Annotated in this window: 13 protein-coding genes; 4 read left to right on the forward strand and 9 right to left on the reverse strand. The window is 42.2% G+C overall.

Features of this window, described 5'->3' with window-relative positions; genetic code table 11:
* Positions 1–130 precede the first annotated feature (130 nt).
* The 3 genes from IEW93_RS04750 to hrpA all read left to right on the forward strand — a co-directional run bounded on the left by IEW93_RS04750 (position 131) and on the right by hrpA (position 5,911).
* Positions 131–1,165 (forward strand): isoaspartyl peptidase/L-asparaginase family protein, encoded by a 1,035-nt coding sequence (locus IEW93_RS04750; protein ID WP_188737457.1) that lies wholly within the window; start codon positions 131–133, stop codon positions 1,163–1,165.
* Between the two features lie 375 nt (positions 1,166–1,540).
* Positions 1,541–1,957 carry a CBS domain-containing protein gene (locus IEW93_RS04755; RefSeq protein WP_188737460.1) on the forward strand — a complete coding sequence of 139 codons (417 nt, stop codon included), beginning with the start codon at positions 1,541–1,543 and terminating at the stop codon, positions 1,955–1,957.
* A 78-nt stretch (positions 1,958–2,035) separates the two neighbouring features.
* Positions 2,036–5,911: an ATP-dependent RNA helicase HrpA gene (gene hrpA / locus IEW93_RS04760; RefSeq protein WP_188737462.1), complete on the forward strand. Its 3,876-nt coding sequence runs from the start codon at positions 2,036–2,038 to the stop codon at positions 5,909–5,911.
* A gap of 614 nt (positions 5,912–6,525) precedes the next feature.
* On the opposite strand, the gene IEW93_RS04765 is transcribed toward hrpA, so the two are convergent.
* The 3 genes from IEW93_RS04765 to ackA all read right to left on the reverse strand — a co-directional run bounded on the left by IEW93_RS04765 (position 6,526) and on the right by ackA (position 11,514).
* Entirely contained in the window at positions 6,526–6,981 is a 456-nt protein-coding gene (locus IEW93_RS04765; protein ID WP_283104345.1) for a hypothetical protein, read from the reverse strand.
* 1,139 nt (positions 6,982–8,120) lie between these two features.
* On the reverse strand, positions 8,121–10,268 hold the full coding sequence (gene pta / locus IEW93_RS04770) for a phosphate acetyltransferase (protein ID WP_188737465.1): 2,148 nt from the start codon (positions 10,266–10,268) through the stop codon (positions 8,121–8,123).
* A gap of 43 nt (positions 10,269–10,311) precedes the next feature.
* A complete protein-coding gene (gene ackA / locus IEW93_RS04775; protein ID WP_188737467.1) occupies positions 10,312–11,514 on the reverse strand; it encodes an acetate kinase in 1,203 nt (400 codons plus the stop codon).
* A gap of 191 nt (positions 11,515–11,705) precedes the next feature.
* Here ackA and yfbV point away from each other — a divergent pair, with 191 nt between their 5' ends.
* On the forward strand, positions 11,706–12,143 hold the full coding sequence (gene yfbV, locus IEW93_RS04780; protein ID WP_188737648.1) for a terminus macrodomain insulation protein YfbV: 438 nt from the start codon (positions 11,706–11,708) through the stop codon (positions 12,141–12,143).
* 53 nt (positions 12,144–12,196) lie between these two features.
* Here yfbV and pflA read toward each other — a convergent pair whose 3' ends face one another.
* From pflA to IEW93_RS04810, 6 genes are all read right to left on the reverse strand, one after another.
* Positions 12,197–12,934, reverse strand: a complete 738-nt coding sequence (pflA, locus tag IEW93_RS04785; RefSeq protein WP_188737469.1) for a pyruvate formate lyase 1-activating protein — start codon at positions 12,932–12,934, stop codon at positions 12,197–12,199.
* Between the two features lie 65 nt (positions 12,935–12,999).
* A complete protein-coding gene (gene pflB / locus IEW93_RS04790) occupies positions 13,000–15,282 on the reverse strand; it encodes a formate C-acetyltransferase (protein ID WP_188737471.1) in 2,283 nt (760 codons plus the stop codon).
* Positions 15,283–15,671: 389 nt separating this feature from the next.
* Positions 15,672–17,204: a DUF3360 family protein gene (locus tag IEW93_RS04795; RefSeq protein WP_188737473.1), complete on the reverse strand. Its 1,533-nt coding sequence runs from the start codon at positions 17,202–17,204 to the stop codon at positions 15,672–15,674.
* A 492-nt stretch (positions 17,205–17,696) separates the two neighbouring features.
* Positions 17,697–18,056 (reverse strand): hypothetical protein, encoded by a 360-nt coding sequence (locus tag IEW93_RS04800; RefSeq protein WP_188737475.1) that lies wholly within the window; start codon positions 18,054–18,056, stop codon positions 17,697–17,699.
* A gap of 40 nt (positions 18,057–18,096) precedes the next feature.
* On the reverse strand, positions 18,097–18,495 hold the full coding sequence (locus tag IEW93_RS04805; RefSeq protein ID WP_188737477.1) for a DUF1801 domain-containing protein: 399 nt from the start codon (positions 18,493–18,495) through the stop codon (positions 18,097–18,099).
* Positions 18,496–18,796: 301 nt separating this feature from the next.
* On the reverse strand, positions 18,797–19,687 hold the full coding sequence (locus tag IEW93_RS04810) for a LysR substrate-binding domain-containing protein (RefSeq protein WP_188737479.1): 891 nt from the start codon (positions 19,685–19,687) through the stop codon (positions 18,797–18,799).
* Positions 19,688–19,863 lie beyond the last annotated feature (176 nt).

Here is a 19,863-nt window from a genome sequence, read left to right on the forward strand (position 1 = left end):
GTGCGGGTGATGTGTATCACCATAATTAAGTTACTATTGTCGCTATAAAGACGAAAAGTCGCAACAATATCATTGTAATAAGTCAGATAAATGGTTACAAAGATATACGTGTATCAAGGACTTGCCGATCATGAATAAATTATATTTAACCTTTGCCCTATGTTTAGGCCTTAGCGCTAATAGCCTACTCGCTCAAGAACAAAGCCCGATCACCATTGCTATTCATGGTGGTGCTGGCACCATTAATCCTGAAAATTTGACCGAAGCACAACAACAAGCATACCGAGATAAGCTGACAGAAGCGGTTAACAGCGGCTATAAGGTATTAGAGCAGGGAGGCGACAGTGTTGATGCGGTTAAAGCCGCCATTAACATTTTAGAGAATAGCCCATTATTTAATGCTGGCGTTGGCGCAGTGTATACCTTTGATGGCGGTCACGAGCTTGATGCCTCAATTATGGACGGTAATACCATGAATGCAGGTGCCGTTGCTGGGGTAAAACACATTAAAAATCCGATTGATTTAGCAATATCCGTCATGCATAAATCTCCCCATGTCATGTTGTATGGCGATGGGGCAGAGGAGTTTGCCTTAACCCAGCAATTTGACTTAGTGCCTAATAGTCATTTTGATAGCGCGCATCGTTATTCACAATTGCTTGATGCCAAAGCCAGTATTATGAAGGCCGAACAAGCTAACGGTGGTGATTATCAAGCGTCGGTTAACCACTTAAAGGAGCATTATAAATACGGCACAGTTGGCGCTGTTGCGCTTGATAAAAAAGGGAACTTAGCGGCTGGCACGTCAACCGGCGGAATGACGGCGAAACGCTTTGGTCGTATTGGTGATTCGCCCGTGATTGGTGCAGGTACTTATGCTGAAAACGGCGTGTGTGCGGTATCGGCAACAGGCCATGGCGAATATTTTATTCGCTACCATGTTGCTGCAGACATATGTGCCAAAGTTAAATATCAACAACTAGGCATTAATCAGGCTGCTGATGAAGTGATAAATCAAACACTGTTTAACGCTGGTGGAACCGGCGGAGTTATCGCTATTGATAACCAAGGCAATGTAGCAATGCCATTTAATACCAGTGGTATGTACCGCGCAAGTCGTACACAAGGACATGCTGTAAACGTGAAGATATGGCGCGATAAATAATCAACCCAATAAAAGATGAAGTTTTAGTAACATAGGCGATTAAGCTAATCGATTAAATTTACTTTCCAGTTGAGTAATTTTGACTAAACTTAACAAGTAGCCTCAACTCTGGATAATAAATGCATTTTAAACAGCTCTTTGTACCGATAACCTCAAATTTACTTGCAATACACCAACTATTGACCTGTAAATTGACCTAGCTGTTAGCACAAGCTATTAGTACAAGTTATTAGCACAAGTGTTAAGTTTGAATGTATGGTTTGGAGTGATTGATAAAATCATGGTTGTTTATTCATCTCCTAACCAGAGCTGAGGTTCAGTAACAAAACAAATGCGACGTTATTAGACGCTACTTATTTGTGCTTTGGGGGTAATATGGATTCGATAAAAATTAACGATCATATGGATAGACATCCAGTTTTATTAACCGCTAACATGTCTCTTGCAATAGCGGTTGAGCAATTATTAAAGAGTAATAAAAGTGGTGCGCCAGTTGTTAGTGCTAGCGGTGAATTAGTTGGATTTTTATCGCAGCAAGACTGTTTAGCTGTCATGCTAAAAAGCAGTTATCACTGCGACATGACAAGTACAGTGTCTGACTGCATGAAAAGCCCTGTATTAACCGTTTCACCGGATGAAAGTATTTTAGAATTAGCCGAGCAAATGTTGGGTGCAAAACCTAAAATTTATCCAGTAGTTAATGGCGGTAGAGTGGTTGGTACTATTAACCGCACCAACGTATTAAAAGCGATGAACACTTATATGCAGCAGTGTTACTTATCTCCGGCATAACAATCGTTAAAATCATTACCATTATGCTGTTTTCCTTGCTAGGATCGCTTTTTTTCGATGTAAGCAAGGGAATCAGATTTGAATTCGGACCTTCACCCGCTATCTAAGGCGTATCTTAATCTTTGTTATCAAACCGATGCGGCTAAAATCCGTCGTCGTTTATTTCGTATTAATAAAGAGCCCGAGTCTGAAAAAAAATCTCAAACCATAGCCAAGCTTACCGAGGACGCAGAAAAGGCCTATGCTAAAGCGCAGCAACGTCTGCAAGATCGGCCTGTTATTAGTTACCCAGACGAGCTCCCCGTATCGCAAAAACGCGAAGACATCGCTTCTGCCATTGCCAATAATCAAGTTGTAATTGTGGCTGGTGAAACGGGCTCCGGTAAAACCACTCAGTTGCCTAAAATTTGTTTAGAGTTAGGGCTAGGCACTCGTGGACTTATAGGGCACACACAACCGCGTCGTTTAGCTGCTCGCAGTGTTGCTAATCGTGTTGCCGACGAGCTTAATAGCCCATTAGGTGACGTGGTTGGTTTTAAAGTGCGATTTGCAGATGCGATAAGCGAAAACAGCTATATAAAGCTGATGACCGACGGCATCTTGCTGGCTGAGCTAACATCAGATCGTTATTTAAATCAATATGATGCCATTATTATCGATGAGGCACACGAACGAAGCCTAAACATCGATTTTATCTTGGGTTATTTAAAGCAAGTGCTGAAAAAGCGCCCAGATTTAAAAGTCATTATTACCTCCGCCACCATCGATGTAGATCGTTTCTCTAAGCATTTCGATAACGCCCCAGTTATTGAAGTGTCAGGACGCACGTTTGCTGTTGAAACACGTTATAGGCCATTGGTGCGCGATAACGATGCCGACTTAGATGTTAGCGATGGCATTTTTGCTGCGGTAGATGAACTGATAGCCGAAGGCCCTGGCGATATTTTGATCTTTATGAACGGTGAGCGCGAAATTCGCGACACCGCTGATTTATTGCGTAAACAACAATATCGCGATACCGAAATACTACCTTTATATGCTCGTTTGTCTTACGGCGAACAATCGAAAGTATTTAAAAACCATATTGGTCGGCGCATTGTATTAGCCACCAACGTGGCCGAAACCTCATTAACCGTGCCTGGGATCCGCTATGTGATTGACCCTGGTACGGCACGTATTAGTCGCTACAGCTATCGCACTAAAGTACAGCGCTTGCCAATTGAGCCGATATCGCAAGCCAGTGCCAATCAGCGTCAAGGCCGATGTGGTCGTGTTGGTCCGGGTATTTGTATTCGCCTATACGATGAAATGGACTTTATTCAGCGTCCTGAATTTACCGATCCTGAGATTTTACGTACTAATTTAGCCTCAGTTATTTTGCAAATGTTGGCCATTGGTTTAGGCGACATTGCCGGTTTTCCATTTATTCAGCCGCCAGATCAAAAACACATTCGTGATGGCTTTTTATTACTAGAAGAACTACAAGCCGTTAAAAAGCAACGTGGTGAGTTAGTATTAACCCCATTGGGCAAAGATTTAGCTAAAATTCCACTTGATCCTCGTTTAGCCAGAATGGTTATTGAGTCAAATAAGTTAGGTTGTTTACATGAAACCTTAGTGATCACCTCTGGGTTGTCTATTCAAGATCCCCGTGAGCGTCCGATTGATAAAAAACAAGCGGCCGATGAGTGTCATCGACGTTATGCTGATAAAGACTCCGACTTTGTCAGTTGGATAAAACTGTGGGATCACGTTAAAGACCAAAAGCATGAACTGTCGGCGAGCCAATTTAGAAAACAATGTAAAGATGAGTATTTAGCCTATTTACGTGTTCGCGAATGGCAGGATTTGTATACCCAAGTTAAGCAAGCCGTCCACGAACTTAAGTGGCGTGTGAGCGACAATGCTGCAAGTTATGAGCAATTACACAAAGCCTTGTTATCAGGTTTGCTCAGTCACATCGGTTTTAAAGGTGAAAACAACGAATATTTAGGTGCCCGTAATCGTAAGTTCTTTGTGTTTCCTGGATCGCCATTAGCCAAAAAAGGCCCTAAATGGATTATGGCAGCCGAACTCACAGAAACATCGCGTTTGTTCGCCCGTTGCTGCGCCAAAATAGAGCCTGAATGGCTCGAGTCTTTAGCCAGTCATTTAGTGAAAAAGAACTACCTAGAACCCCACTTTGAAGCCAAAGCGGGCAGTGTAGTCGCGCTTGAAAACCAAGTGCTATACGGCTTAACCATCGTTAATCGTCGCCGGGTGCAATATGGGCCAATTGATGCAGTTGAGGCGCGTGAGATTTTTATTCGTAGTGCATTAGCAGAAGGGCAATTACAAACCAAAGAGGCCTTTTTTGTTAATAACCAAAAACTGCTTAACGACATTGAATCGTTAGAGCATAAGTCGCGTCGCCGTGACATTTTGGTGGATGAACAAGTGCTAGTGGATTTTTATGAGCCTTTAGTTCCGGCGGGTATTTACAATGCGCCACTTTTTTTCGCCTGGTGGAAAAAAGCACGCCAAGAAACTCCTGACTTACTCGATTACAGCCAAGCATTATTAATGCAGCGTAGTGCTGATCATATTTCGGCACTGGACTTCCCTGACGTGTGGCATAAGGCCAATTTGGCCTTGCAAGTCAGTTATCATTTTGAACCAGGCAATGTCGACGATGGTGTGTCGGTGCACATCCCGGTAGCGCTGATAAATCAAATCGACGACAGTGACTTTGATTGGTTAGTACCAGGACTGCGTGAAGAAAAGCTGGTGGCCTTGATTAAGTCACTACCGAAAAATTTACGCCGCAATTTTGTGCCTGCCCCCGATTATGCCAGGGCCTGTTATCAAGCAATGAAACCCTTTGAATTGCCAATGATAGAGTCAATGTGTAAGCAACTGCTGCGCATGAGCGGTGTGCGTATTACTGCTGATGACTTTGACTTAACCCAATTAACTGAACATCTTAAAATGAACTTTAAGATTGAAGATGATAAAGGTGGTTTAGTGGCTCAAGGCCGAGATCTAGAAACGCTAAAAGGGCAGTTACAAGGCGTTGTAGCCAAAGCTATTCGTAAAGTGGCAGACAAAGGCATTGAACAGGAGGCCATCACCAGCTGGACATTTGGTGATTTACCGGTTCAATACCAGCAGCGTAAAGGCAACTACGAAGTTAAAGCCTACCCGGCCCTTATTGACAATAAAACGGATGTGTCGATTAAGCTTTTTGATGACGAGCACGAAGCTAAGCGTCATCATCGAGTGGGCTTACGCAGGTTGTTGCTAATCAATATTCCGTCGCCCGTTAAGCATTTACAACAAGCGTTACCCAATAAAGCCAAATTGGCCATGTACTTTAACCCGTTTGGGCAGGTACAAATATTAATTGAAGATATTATCAATGCGGCTGTGCAGCAGTTACTTGATCAAAAGCAATTAGATATACGCAACGAGGCACAGTTTGAACAGGCTAAAGATTGGGTTCGTCAGGAGCTTAATCCTACCGCTGAGCACATTGCATTACATGTTGAGCAAGTTTTAACCATTTACCAGCGAATTAAAAAACGTTTAAAAGGTAAAATCAGTTTAGATATTGCATTTGCAATGAGTGATATTCAAACCCAGTTAGACAGCTTGGTGTACAAAGGATTTGTGGAAGATTGCGGCTGGCAGCGATTACCTGATGTTGCCCGTTACCTTAAAGCAATCGAAAACAGGTTAGAAAAACTGCCCGTTGATCCCACTCGTGACCGTCTACATATGCACAGTATTAGTAAGGTGCAAGAAGCGCTGACGGCACAACTGGCTAAAGTGCCTCGCTCTCAACCTGTGCCAGAGCTATTGGTTGAGGCCAGGTGGATGATTGAAGAATATCGAGTGTCGTGCTTTGCTCAAGTGTTAGGGACGGCCTATCCGATCTCTGAAAAACGGATCCTTAATCATATTAGTCAGGTTTAGTTTATGAGTTTGGTGAGTCTTTGAGCTCAGCCCTAAAACCGATGCCATGCATCGGTTTTTTGTTTCAAGATGAAAGTCTTTCAGTTTTTTATCTGTAAAACACTGTTTTTTGCATTTTTAAGCCGATTTAACATTCAAAACTGAAAGTTTTTTGTAATTCTCATTTTAAAGTACACTCAGTATTGATATACTCCCCAACAAGAAGAAAGTGATTGTGCTTTTCTCTGTAAGGTAAATGTCATCCCATCAGCATGCTGTGTTATTGGCGCTAAGTCACAAACAGTATGCTGTTGAAATAATAAGACAGGCCTCCCCCCTACAAAACGACCTAAAAAGATTGGAGTGATTATGGAAGTTCATGAATACGAAAATGCTTACTATCAAGTAAAAGATGACGTGTTAGAGTCTTTACCTTCTGACGAAGAGTAAGATGATTGAACGAGCATATTGATGTGTCAGCAAGAAAGTGGCGACATTAAATACTCCGACACCGAAAACAAAAATAGCAGCCTAGGCTGCTATTTTTATTAGTGAAATACTTAATTTTCTAAATTATACATTACTACTTTCAATAGTTGTGTGTGAATGGCGAAATGGATTAATGCCAATCAGCACTAGCCTTCAATTCTGCCTTTTTCAGGTAAGATTTCTACAATGACCCATGTACTGCCTTTTTTATGGAGGCGTATTGTTCGATCGTCAACCCACTGTCTGCCGCCTTTCAAGCCTTCCATTTTGACAACGACCGTGACGTCATCAGTAAACTTTCTGAAAAAGTCGATATCAATTTCATCAATCGACATCGTCACTTGTTTCATTGATAAGCCGAGAACATGACGTTGAACCGCTGAGGCAATGTGATAGTGATCCATGACTTCTTGAATATCTGGTGCAACAAATTGCTTTGCTTTTTCAACATCATTATCTACGTAGATAGCTTGAAAAAAACCAAGAGAAACTTGCTCAGGGCTGAGTTTAGGCTGTGCATTGGGGTCTGTTGACTGTTCACATGCACTCAAAAAAAAGACGAATAGTAGGGTAATTAATGTTATAGGTTTTATGGAAATCATTAGTCGATAACTCTATATTTTTGAACGTTATTTTTACCCTGGGCCTGTATTGACCTTTCAAGGTTGTTTTTGCCGCCAATTATTGGCCATGACTCACTGCGAGGTCGAGATGTTGTCTTGTAGGTATTCTACATAAAAAGTCGATAACACTGTAAAATGGCCGAAAAGCCAGCCCAATGCAGGTTAACAATGTTTTACTCTTTGTTGAGCGATTCTATATTTAACAACTAGTGCTTGTAGGGCCAGTAGCAAAACTCTCTTCAATAAACATGCTTTTAACTTAAATAGCACTCAACCAGCAAAGATCAACAAACCCTAGTATCTCGATTTATGACTGGACTGACAAGCTCAGAAGTGGTTTTAAAACTTAGGCGTTTAAAAGCTGAGCAATGGCTAATTTCACTATCACTGTCTTATGCTCGTTTGTTGATATCACAAGTGTGGTTGTCGCATTGTGGTAAGTCGTTTGTTGAGAGGGGTGGCTGTGTTTATTACCACTGATTTGAGTCGGTATCATGATGTAAGGCCGCAATGAGGGCAAGCATGTTAATATTAGTGGTGCGTAAATTAAACAAACAAAAGCTAGATTTTGCGCAGTTAGTCACTATTTATGTGGGTTAGCGCCACATTTACTTGACGATTCAAACAACGCGTGTCATATATGAATACATCGTATATGAATACATTAGTGAATTAGATCATATTTGATCGTTAAACAAATACGCTAAGATTAACCTTGATGCTTGTCGTTGTAGTTTTATAACGAATACAGGCGTCAAAAAAGTTAATGTTATCCACAGATTCTGTGGACAAGATTGTTGATGACTGTTAGTTGCGTTTGTAACGTCATGATAATATTGTTTTTTATTTTGTGGTTAAAAATGCCGCTTCTGTAGTTATGCCTCATTTATTCACCTATTAGCCTCAACTTTGCTTAAGTGTTAGTCAATCATGTTGAGCTTATCAATTGTTCAATATCTTACATTTAATTCTTAACGTTACAGTGATAACAAGGCCGCTGCTAATAGCGAAAGTGAATTGTTACTGTCTTGCTCTGCTGTGGAAGTGGTATTCATGACTCAATAAAAAAGCACTGATTAACCATCAGTGCTTTTTTGTAGTCAACTTGCTACTTATTACTACTTATTGCTGTTTTGCGATGCTTGAATCGCCGTTAATGCGATGGTGTAAACAATATCGTCTACCAAGGCGCCACGAGATAAGTCGTTAACCGGTTTAGCCATACCTTGTAGCATAGGGCCAATACTGATCAAATCGGCACTTCGTTGTACCGCTTTGTAAGTTGTATTACCCGTGTTTAAATCTGGGAATACAAACACAGTCGCTTTACCTGCTACAGGGCTGTTAGGCGCTTTAGATTGTGCTACGTTTGGCATCACTGCCGCATCGTATTGCAATGGGCCATCAATCACTAAATCAGGGCGTTTTTCTTTTGCAATGCGAGTCGCTTCACGAACTTTATCCACATCAGAACCCGTGCCAGAGTTACCCGTTGAATAACTGATCATGGCAACGCGAGGTTCAATACCAAATGCTTTGGCTGATTCTGCAGATTGAATGGCGATGTCTGCCAATTGTTCTGCATTTGGATCTGGGTTGATTGCACAGTCGCCATAAACTAACACTTGATCAGGCATTAACATAAAGAAAATGGATGATACTAGGCTTGAGCCTGGTGCTGTTTTAATTAACTGTAGCGGTGGGCGAATGGTATGAGCGGTTGTGTTCACGGCGCCAGAGACGATACCGTCAACCTCATTTTGAGCTAACATCATAGTACCTAATACCATGTTGTCTTCGAGTTGTTCGCGGGCAACCACTTCGGTTAGGCCTTTGCTACGGCGAAGTTCAAGCATAGGTTCTACGTATTTTTCGCGTGCATTTTCTGGCTCGATAATTTCAATGCCGTCACCTAAAATCACATCTTGCTGCGACGCCACACGTAAAATTTCTTCACGGTTACCAATTAACACACAACGTGCAATACCACGATCGGCACAAATCGAGGCCGCTTTTATGGTTCTAGGCTCTTCACCTTCAGGAAGTACAATGGTTTTACGAGCTGCACGAGCAAGCTCGGTTAGTTTGTAACGGAATGCTGGAGGCGACAAACGGTGTTCACGAGGTGAGTCTTGAGTGACGCTCTCGATCCAGGTTTGATCAATATGACTTGCTACGTATTCTTGCACTCGTTCAATTCGCACCGCATCGTCAACGGGCACTTCATGATCGAATCGTTGAATATTGAGCGATGTCTGCCAGGTGTTAGAGTCGATTAAAAATACTGGTAAGCCCGTTTCGAAGGCTTGCTCACATAATTTCATTACTTCTGGTTCAGGCTGATAGCCACCCGTTAGCAATAGTGCACCGATTTTAACGCCATTCATGGCGGCTAAACAGGCTGAAACAATCACATCTGAACGATCGCCTGAAGTCACTAATAATGAATTGGCTTTAAAGTGAGTCAACATGTTTGGAATGCTGCGTGCACAAAAGGTGACACGACGCATACGGCGAGTGTGCATTTCACCAGCGTTGATGATTTTAGCATTTAAATGTTTTGCTAAGTCAGAGGCTCTTGGTGAAATAAGCTCTAAATTATATGGCACACTACCTAAAATGCGCAGCGGACTCTTGCCCGGTAATTGAAACATACCAGAACTGTCGGTCACATTAGTTTGCTTGTCATCAAAGACGTCTGATAAGTCAGGACGCGTACGACCTTCTTCGTCAACGGGTGCACCAATTTTGTTGATAATGGCACCGATAAGACGCTTGTTTTTTTGCCCACCCCAAGAGTTGAACGCAATTTCTAGGCGGTTCATTAACCCATTAGGGGTGTCGACACCCGGAGTGGCGATAAAGATAACATCGGCATCAAGTGCTTTTGCGATTTCATAGTTGATGTCGTCTGCAAAAGGGTGGCTACGAGTTGGCACTAACCCTTCAATCACTAGTGTTTCTGTGTTGCTTGCGCACTCTGCTGCACGAGCAATGATTTGCTCCATTAGCACGTCTTGTTGCTCAGATCGAATTAACGCTTCAGCATGTTCCATGCTGTATGGTTCTAATGGATTGACGGTAGGCGATGTACTCAAAATGGTGGTTGAGCGTTCTGGACCTGTGTCACCTGAGCGAATTTGGGCAATGGGTTTAAAAAATTGCACCTTAACGCCTTTGCGTTCTAGTGCCCTAACCATTCCTAAGCTAAGTGACGTTAAACCAACGCCCACGCCAATCGGAATTAGCATAATATTACGAGACATGAAAACCTCTTAAACTTTGTTGTTCAATAAAACAGTATCGAATTTATTTTGCTGCAATTAACTTGATTGCATCTTCGGCAATAACCCATTCTTCATTGGTTGGGATAACCATTGCAACCGTGCTACCCGCTTTGGTAATCACACCTTGTTGGCCAAAGCGAGCGGCTTTGTTCAGTGTGTCGTCAACGTTAAAGTTAAAGATTTCAAGCAAGTTAAGCACTTTTTCACGGATGAGATCTGAGTTTTCACCGATGCCGCCAGTAAAAATAATCGCGTCTAAACGGCCTAATGGCACTGTGTATGAAGCAATGTATTTGGCTAGGCGATAGCAAAAAATGTCTAATGCTAGTGTCGCGCCTTTATGGCCATCTTGGTAACCTTCTTCAATGCCACGGCAATCATTTGTTAGCTCAGAAATGCCTAATAAACCGCTTTGTTTGTTGAGCAGGTTATTCACTTCATCTAGGGTGTAACCCAATTGTTTAACTAAATGGAAAATAATTGACGGGTCTAAGTCACCACAACGCGTACCCATGACTAAACCTTCTAATGGAGTTAACCCCATTGATGTATCGACGCTTTTGCCACCTTTGATAGCCGTTACAGATGCGCCATTGCCTAAATGAGCACAAATCACATTGGTGTCTTTTATGTCTTTACCTAATACTTTTGCCGCTTCTCGGCTGACAAATAGGTGGCTAGTGCCGTGCATGCCATAACGACGGATACCGTGTTCGCGATACAATTTGTAAGGTAGAGCATAGACATAGGCTTTTTCTGGCATGGTTTGATGAAATGCTGTATCAAACACCGCAACTTGTGGCAGGTCAGGAAAAGAGGCAATAGCAGCGCGAATACCAATTAAGTGCGCAGGATTGTGTAATGGTGCAAGTGACGCGCAGTCTTCAATGCCTTGGATCACTTCAGGGGTGATAATCACAGAGCGAGTAAATTTTTCACCACCGTGTACGATACGATGACCAATGGCTTTAATTTGGGCGGCCAATTGCGGTTGTTGGGCTAAGATTTTATTAACGATAAATTCAACCGCTTCACGGTGTGCGGTGAACGCGCCAAGTTTGGCTTCGTTTTTACCACCATTAAATTTCCATTTAATGCGCGAATCTTCTAAACCAAAACATTCTGCAAGACCAGAAATTTGTTCATCGCCTGATTGAGCATCAATGATGGCAAATTTTAATGATGAGCTACCGCAGTTGAGGACGAGTACTAATTTATCTGACATGTTAACGCCTTTTAAGTCAATGAAGCTAAATGAAATAATAAAATCCATTTTGTGTAACGTTGAATTCAATCGTTACCCTGGGTGTATCTCCACGAATTGTGTACGCTATAAACTAGTGTATTTAGAACAATTCTCTGTATTATGCTAATGTAAAACCCTTGTACTCAGTTGTTTAGGTACCTTGATTGAACATGAATGTAATAACGTTATTTATAGATGGTCGCCGTTATATGAAGACCTGGCCTATGGTGCGACAATTGGGGTTATATTTCCCTGAATATCGTGTTGTCAAAGCCACACAATTAGCCATCATTGTGATGCCAATTTTGGGTTTGTTTGCCGCAGTCAGTCAGCTTTATGTATTGGGCTGGGACTTTTTACCGCAAGCCATCACTGTATTACTATTTTTTATCAGCTTACCTATCCAAGGCTTGCTGTGGTTAGGATGGCGAGCGCGACATCCTTTGCCGTTGTCATTATTTGATTGGGGCAACCGGCTCAGTTCAACCTTGACTGAAATGGGCGTTGCTTGCCAACCATTAAGCGCTAGAGCCTGTTATTTAGACATGGCTGCTATCTTAAAATTGGCCTTTGAACGTTTAGACCGAAGTTACTGGGAAGAATTATAATTCATCCTGTAATTAAACGGTCGCTAATTTACCTTAAAAGACCATAATCTAGTTTAATATGTTGCTTTTATGCCTCTTTCTAAAAAAACATGTTGCAGTTGTTGCAAAGTCTTTTCACTCGGTGCATGAACATTCGCCAATGCATATTCTTCACCAAAGGCTTGCCACTTGTGCTCCCCAAGGGCGTGATAAGGGAGTAATTCTACTTTTTCAACATTTTGCATAGGTTTAATAAATTCAGCTAATTCAATCGCCGACTCAACATCTTCTGTAAATCCAGCCACTACCACGTAGCGTATCCAGGTTTTAATACCGCGTTTGGCAAGGTATTGAGCGAATTGCAAGGTACGATGATTACTGACTTTGGTTAAATCGATGTGTTTGGCATCATTCATTTGTTTGATATCAAGTAGCACCAGGTCAGTATTGTCGAGCAGCTCGTCAATGACGGGTTCATATTTACGAACAAAACCATTGGTATCTAAACAAGTATGAATGCCTTGCGCTTTACATGCTTTGAACAATTCACTGACAAATTGTGCTTGGAGTATTGCTTCACCACCGCTGGCGGTGATACCGCCACCACTGGCATCGAGAAACGGCTGATAAGCAATCACCTGAGCCATAATCTCTTCAACCGACATAAGCTTTCCACCCTCTAGATCCCATGTGTCACGGTTATGGCAATATTGGCAGCGCATCAGGCAGCCTTGCATAAATGTGATATAGCGGATACCGGGTCCATCAACTGTACCAAATGATTCCACTGAATGTATGCGACCTAACGTCATTGGGGTTCCTTAATGTCGAAAAAAAGGCTGTATCGAAATGTCGATACAGCCCATTTTAGCAGAGACTACAGACCTTTAGTGAAAGTACGTGTAATGACGTCTTGTTGTTGCTCAGGTGTCAGTGCGTTGAAGCGTACAGCGTAACCTGATACACGGATGGTTAATTGTGGATACTTATCTGGATTCACAATCGCATCTTCAAGCATTTCACGGTTCATCACGTTCACGTTTAAGTGTTGACCACCTTCACGATTGGCTTTGCTGGCAAAATAACCATCCATTAATGATGCCAAGTTGGTACGGCGACCTGAGTCATCTTTTCCTAATGCATTTGGCACAATTGAGAAGGTATAAGAAATACCGTCTTGAGCGTGAGCAAATGGCAGCTTAGCCACAGACGTTAATGAAGCAATCGCGCCATTTTCATCACGGCCGTGCATTGGGTTAGCACCTGGTGCAAATGGGGCACCTGAGCGACGACCGTCTGGTGTGTTACCGGTTTTCTTACCATAAACCACGTTAGAGGTAATGGTTAAGATAGACTGCGTAGGAATGGCATTGCGATACATTTTCTTATCGCGAATTTTAGCCATAAAACGCTCTACTAAGTCACAGGCAATGTCATCAACACGTGGATCGTTGTTACCAAATTTTGGATAATCACCTTCGATTTCAAAATCTACGGCAATACCGTCTTCATCACGAATAGGTTTAACTTTTGCGTATTTAATAGCAGACAGTGAGTCAGCTGCAATGGATAAGCCTGCAATACCGCATGCCATGGTACGGCGTACATCACGGTCATGAAGGGCCATTAATGCAGACTCGTAAGAGTACTTGTCATGCATAAAATGAATTGCGTTTAGTGCTGTCACGTAATGTGTCGCTAACCAATCCATTAAGCCGTCTAAACGAGACATCACATCGTCAAATTCTAATACGTCACTGGTAATAGCATCTGCTTTAGGCGCAATTTGGATTTTAAGTTTTTCGTCAACACCGCCGTTGATGGCATAAAGCATGGTTTTGGCAAGGTTAGCGCGAGCTCCGAAGAACTGCATGTGCTTACCGACAACCATTGGGCTTACACAACATGCGATAGCATAGTCGTCTGACTCGAAGTCCGGACGCATTAAGTCATCGTTTTCATATTGAATTGAGCTGGTGTCAATTGATACTTTAGCACAGTAGCTTTTAAAGCCTTGTGGTAGTTGAGTCGACCACAATACTGTGATGTTTGGCTCTGGACTTGCACCCATGTTGTAAAGAGTGTGCAAGAAACGGAAGCTTGATTTAGTCACCAGTGTACGACCATCAAGGCCCATACCTGCAACAGACTCTGTTGCCCAAATTGGGTCGCCAGAGAATAATTCGTCGTATTCTGGAGTACGTAAAAAACGAACCATACGCAGTTTCATTACGAAATGGTCAATCATTTCTTGCGCTTGCTGTTCTGTGATTAAGCCGCTTTTTAAATCACGTTCAATGTAAACATCAAGGAAGGTTGAAGTACGGCCTAATGACATTGCCGCGCCGTTTTGGCTTTTCACTGCAGCAAGATAGCCAAAGTACGTCCACTGAATTGCTTCTTTCGCGTTTTTAGCTGGAACAGAAATATCGCAGCCGTATTTAGCGGCCATGGTTTTCATATGACCTAAAGCTCGATGTTGTTCTGCGATTTCTTCACGAAGCTGGATAACACTTTGCAAATCCTCACCGGCTTCCATTTGAGCTTGTAAAGATGCAAATTGGTTAAACTTGTCTTGCATTAAATAGTCGATACCATACAACGCGACACGACGGTAATCACCAATAATACGACCACGACCGTATGCGTCTGGTAATCCGGTTAATACGCCAGATTTACGACATGCCATGATTTCAGGCGTGTATACATCAAATACCCCCTGGTTGTGGGTTTTACGTAATTCTGAGTAAGTATATTGCACGTCAGCGTTTAGTTCGCGACCATAAGCTTGGCATGAACCTTCAACCATACGAATGCCGCCATTAGGCAACATGGCGCGTTTTAATGGTGCATCTGTTTGTAAACCAACAATCGTTTCTAGATCTTTGTTGATATAGCCTGCGTCGTGCGAGGTAATGGTTGACACCATATCAGTATCAAAATCGACAGGTGCGTGAGTTTGGTTTTCTAACTTGATGCCTTCCATCACTTTATCCCATAGCGATAAAGTAGCATCGGTTGCGCCAGCTAAGAATGCTTCATCACCCTCGTATGGCGTATAGTTTTTCTGGATAAAGTCACGTACGTTAACTTCTGTTTTCCAATCGCCAGCTACGAAACCTTCCCACGCATTGGCAAATAGTTCGGTTTTATCTGTCATTTACTTAACCCTCTGGTTGTTTAATTACGGATACCTTTCAAGTAAAACAAGCGCTGTTATCCGTTAAATGTTTGCATTCTAGTGTCTAGGAACATTCGCTAGACTGAGTCGTTTACCGCTTCTGCGACATTCTTGGCAATCGGTATGCCTAACTCACTTTAATGACGCTTCAGATCTAATAACCGGCAATGGTTTTAAATTGGTAAGACCATTTATCCACCCAATAATAATAGCACAAGCCATAGGTATTTTCGGCACATTTCGTTATTGGATTGGTAAAACTGTTAACTGGTTAACAATACCGTTTTTTATTTGGCGTTAAGCAGCCAATAAAAAAAGCGAAACATGATCTGTTTCGCTTTTTTAGTGGTTTTTTGAGTGAGGTTTTATTATAGCAGTGCAGGGATGCCTTCAATCATTCCTACGGCAAGCATGGCGGCTAAACAAATCACAAATGCAAGGCCTGGGATCACAATTCGGTCAGCAAATGATAATGTTTTAGGGCGCTCTTTATCGCCAATCAAACCATTGTTATCAAGTAGCATTGTTAGTGCCCAAGCAAGTACTGGGTTGGCAACAAATGAGGCGAAAATACAAATGCCGGCAGCTTGACTGCTGGTGGTATCTTTTACCATTTGTAAACCCGCTTCAAGTAGCGGTAAAAACACACCGACTAATAGCGCAATAGACATTACAGGGCGCCATACGGTGATATCCATTGGGTAACCTACAATCGCCACAATAATACATAAACTACCGAGTAAAATTGCGCCTGCTGGAATAGGGCGTTTAGCGATAGCCGCAGGGATCATGTATGTTCCCCAAGATGAAGTAATGTTACCGCCACCTACAGCTGTACCAACCATCTGTCTGATTGAGCATGTGGTCATCGTGTCGTCCACATCCATTAATACTTTTTCTGCACCTTTAGGGTAGTTGAGCTCTTGGAAAATACGGTGACCCAAAAAGTCAGGTGACCACATTGCGACAGCTAAAATGGCGAAAGGTAGAGAGGCGATAAAGTGGGCCATATTAGGTAAGCCCAACATCCAGCCGTGTTCTGTAGAGCCCCACCAGTAAACGGGGTTTAAATTAGGGATACCAGGTGCGGTAGTAAATTGCAGATCAAGCCCTGCGCCCAGTCCAAATGCTAACGCAATGGCAGCAATCGAACACAGCGGAATGGCTAACCAACGTTTGCCAAACTTAGCTAATGACGCATAGATGATGACGTTTATTACCAGGATGATAAAGGCTACATACCCTAATGAATAATCTAAGCTGTGTTTCGCTTGTAAGCCGCCAGCCCAATCAAACAACGACCCTATTTGACTCTTAGCACCCATAAAGCCAAGAAACACCAATAAGCCGCCAGCAACTCCACTACTGGTGAGATTAACCAGTTTTGAACCCCCTTTGAAATAGCTTAATAACAAGCCGAATATACCGATAAGGATTGCTAAAGCTAACGGATGAGCACCAGCAAGGGCGATGGTGCCAATGAGCGGGATCATTGGGCCGTGATTTCCGCCAAGGTTTGCACGTGGATTAATTAATCCCGAGCTGATAATACAAAACAATAATGCAGGAATAAGCATTTCTACGCGCACAATTTGAATGGCAAATTCAGCCCCCAGATTGACATGCTCCCACTTTTCACTGAGCCCTGCCGCCCATGCAGCCATTACCGCTGAGTACATTACTGTAATACCAATAGTACCTGCGATGGCTGGGACTAAGTCTTCCCATTCAAAGCGAAAGTCACGCCCAGGAAGGTTAAGTCCCCAGCGCCTTGGTTTCATTATTTTTAATTCGTTTTCTAAGTAGGCATCGCGCGTTGCAAATTCACTGGCTGGGCGGTGAAGTTCACTGTAACTCGCTTCATTGTCTGGTGTGGCTGCTTGATTGCTTGTATCTGACATAATTTCTCATTCTCCGAAAAGAACAGGTTATTTCATCAATTGATGAAGTTGAGTGTGTTCCATTGCAGTGATGGCGGTTGGCCATTAAGTTAGCTAGCCAATGAGCTTAATGCGCTCAGATCACCTTACTCGACTGCGATGCATTTTCATCAAATTGCGCCACAGTGATGTCCTTATAGTGTGTGTTTTTCTTGGTAAGACCAATTTACCTGTTAATTTTAGCATAGGCCGTGCAGACCATCACTTGCTATCAAGAAAGTTGATGTTTTGTTTATTCGAAGTGGGAGCTGGTTAACAAATTGAAGCTAATATTAGATCAATAAATTGCATTTATACGGGATGGTGTCGTTTGTTTTTTGTTCAAATCAAGGTTGCAGGGTAATGTTGTTATTTGATTGGTGATGTAAGGTTGCTTCATTACCGCGCCCAGCACCGAAAACAAGGCGATGCTCTGAAGCAAATATCTTCAAGTTGATTTGGTATAGCCAAAGTTTACAGGCACCGAAACGAAACGAGCATAGTGTCATAAGCAATCATATTACAACATTGAATGACATCGGATTTCATTTGATGTAAAAGCATATCATTGTCAATTACATCATCTGTATTTAACAGGGCGCTGCGCTGTAAACGGCCTAAAAAACTGTGGTGTTGAACCTGGGTATGGTGAATGTCTTTATCGAGTTCAATCTCAATATCCCATTCTGCAAACGCCATTTGAATTTCTTGTTCAAATTGCTTTTGCATCAATATATTATCGCCATCAGCGTCAGCTAAATTGTCAGCGGTAAATTCATGGGTTATTACCAGCTCAAATTGAGCAAGCATATCCAGCATATTGTTATGAACCATGTGGATCTCCTATCCAGTGATAGTATTTGTGATTAGCATACTAGCTTGCTTTACAATGGTATTTTTGCTGCATGTGCTTTACCGAGTGTGTTGCAATTTCAGTGAATACCGTTAGGTTTATATCTGATAATTTATTGATGTAGAGGCACGATTTACCTAATTTATGCTTGCCTAGCTTTGAAAGTAATTGTTGGTATGCTTCAAATCCTGGCATGATATACACCACTAAATGTTGTTTACGCGGTGAGAAGGCTATGACGGCAGATTCGCCTTCTCGGCCACTCTCATATTGATAATGATAGTGACCAAATCCAATAATGCTTCCCATTAAATAGGGTTTATAACCCGATGCGCTTTCAAGTAGTGATAACAGACTATGTGCATCTTTCTGCCTGGCCTCATTATCTAGCTTTGATAGGAAGAGTTTAATGTCGTCCATTTATTTATCCTCTTGCAGTATCGAAAAACCTAATTTTTTAGAAGGGTAATCGCATTTGTTGCCGTTGCATGTGTTCATTTAGTCATCAATTTTACGCCATATTTACGCCATAATGTTTACAAACAAAGCCCACTGAAACTGTGTTTTTTATTTAGATTACCTACACTTTTGCACTGTCTGTGCATATCCGTTGAGTGGTTTTAATTTTTGATTCAGTCATTTACCAGTCGTTTATTGTGGGTCTAAATATCTTGTGCTGGCATAGTCGATATAACGCTTTTTGGATATTGTTTTATTAATGCTATTTTTTAGCTAGTCGTTTGGCCTCAGCAATAAGGCAGGCTCTTAACGGATTATCACCCGTATCTTGACGCCATATAAACGACAAATGACGATTTAAATTAAGCTCTGGTGTGTTGAGCACCACCAACTCACCTTTAAATACGTCTTTTTCAATATCTAAATAGGGCAGGCAGCTTAAATAGACTCCATTTTTAACAAGTGCTTTTAATAAACCGACTTGTTCATATTCTTTCCACACGTTGAGTTTATCAATCAATCCGTGAATTGCTGCATCAAAAATGCGTCGTGTACCCGCACCAGGTTCTCTTAATACCCATTTAGCGAGCTCTAGCTGAGACAGGCTGGTTTTAGGGTGCTGAGCGAAGGGATGGTGGGGGGCTGCAACAACGACAAGGTGGTCATCTATCCACGGTTCTTGATGAAGTCGACTGTCATCAATACGTCCTTCAATAATGCCTAAGTCAAATTGGTAATCTAGTACTTCTTTGGCAACATGATCACTGTTTTCTACCGCGAGCTCTATCCTGAGTTCAGGAAAGTCATTATCAATGTTACTGATAAGTTGAGGGAGTAGGTGTTCTGCTGCAGTTTGGCTGGAGCATAGCTTAACGGTGCCGCTGATAATATGTTGGTCATGTAGGCCGAGGGTTATTTGTTGGGCATCTTGGAGCAACTTTTGAGCTCTTGGGCGTAACCATTGCCCCCAGTGACTCAAAATTAATCGATTTCCTTGACGTATAAATAACGGACGTCCCAGTAAATGCTCAAGTTGACTTAATGACATACTCACAGCAGATTGGCTCATCGATAATTTTTTGGCCGCCGCACTAACACTTTCTAGGCTGGCCACTGCGTCAAAAACAGCGATTTGTTTTAATGTGAAATGCATACATTACCTATTGATAGTAAAGCCAATGAGCCAATAGTCGGTCATTTTGGCTATACGGTATAGTCATCAATGTGAGTTTTGTGGCGAGATTAGCAGTAATCCAAGAAACAGGCGGGCTTTACCCCCATACATACAAATAAAAAAACGGCATCAAAAGATGCCGTTTAAAAGACAGA

The sequence above is a fragment of the Shewanella inventionis genome (assembly GCF_014641855.1).
In the GTDB taxonomy this organism is placed as follows: domain Bacteria; phylum Pseudomonadota; class Gammaproteobacteria; order Enterobacterales; family Shewanellaceae; genus Shewanella; species Shewanella inventionis.

What these genes read in the sequence shown, in the direction of transcription:
- IEW93_RS04750 (WP_188737457.1), top strand. Translation starts at nt 131, where the DNA reads ATGAATAAATTATATTTAACCTTTGCCCTATGTTTAGGCCTTAGCGCT.
- IEW93_RS04800 (WP_188737475.1), bottom strand. Translation starts at nt 18,056, where the DNA reads ATGGTTCATAACAATATGCTGGATATGCTTGCTCAATTTGAGCTGGTA.
- IEW93_RS04805 (WP_188737477.1), bottom strand. Translation starts at nt 18,495, where the DNA reads ATGGACGACATTAAACTCTTCCTATCAAAGCTAGATAATGAGGCCAGG.
- IEW93_RS04765 (WP_283104345.1), bottom strand. Translation starts at nt 6,981, where the DNA reads ATGATTTCCATAAAACCTATAACATTAATTACCCTACTATTCGTCTTT.
- pflB (WP_188737471.1), bottom strand. Translation starts at nt 15,282, where the DNA reads ATGACAGATAAAACCGAACTATTTGCCAATGCGTGGGAAGGTTTCGTA.
- IEW93_RS04795 (WP_188737473.1), bottom strand. Translation starts at nt 17,204, where the DNA reads ATGTCAGATACAAGCAATCAAGCAGCCACACCAGACAATGAAGCGAGT.
- IEW93_RS04810 (WP_188737479.1), bottom strand. Translation starts at nt 19,687, where the DNA reads ATGCATTTCACATTAAAACAAATCGCTGTTTTTGACGCAGTGGCCAGC.
- ackA (WP_188737467.1), bottom strand. Translation starts at nt 11,514, where the DNA reads ATGTCAGATAAATTAGTACTCGTCCTCAACTGCGGTAGCTCATCATTA.
- pta (WP_188737465.1), bottom strand. Translation starts at nt 10,268, where the DNA reads ATGTCTCGTAATATTATGCTAATTCCGATTGGCGTGGGCGTTGGTTTA.
- pflA (WP_188737469.1), bottom strand. Translation starts at nt 12,934, where the DNA reads ATGACGTTAGGTCGCATACATTCAGTGGAATCATTTGGTACAGTTGAT.
- yfbV (WP_188737648.1), top strand. Translation starts at nt 11,706, where the DNA reads ATGAATGTAATAACGTTATTTATAGATGGTCGCCGTTATATGAAGACC.
- IEW93_RS04755 (WP_188737460.1), top strand. Translation starts at nt 1,541, where the DNA reads ATGGATTCGATAAAAATTAACGATCATATGGATAGACATCCAGTTTTA.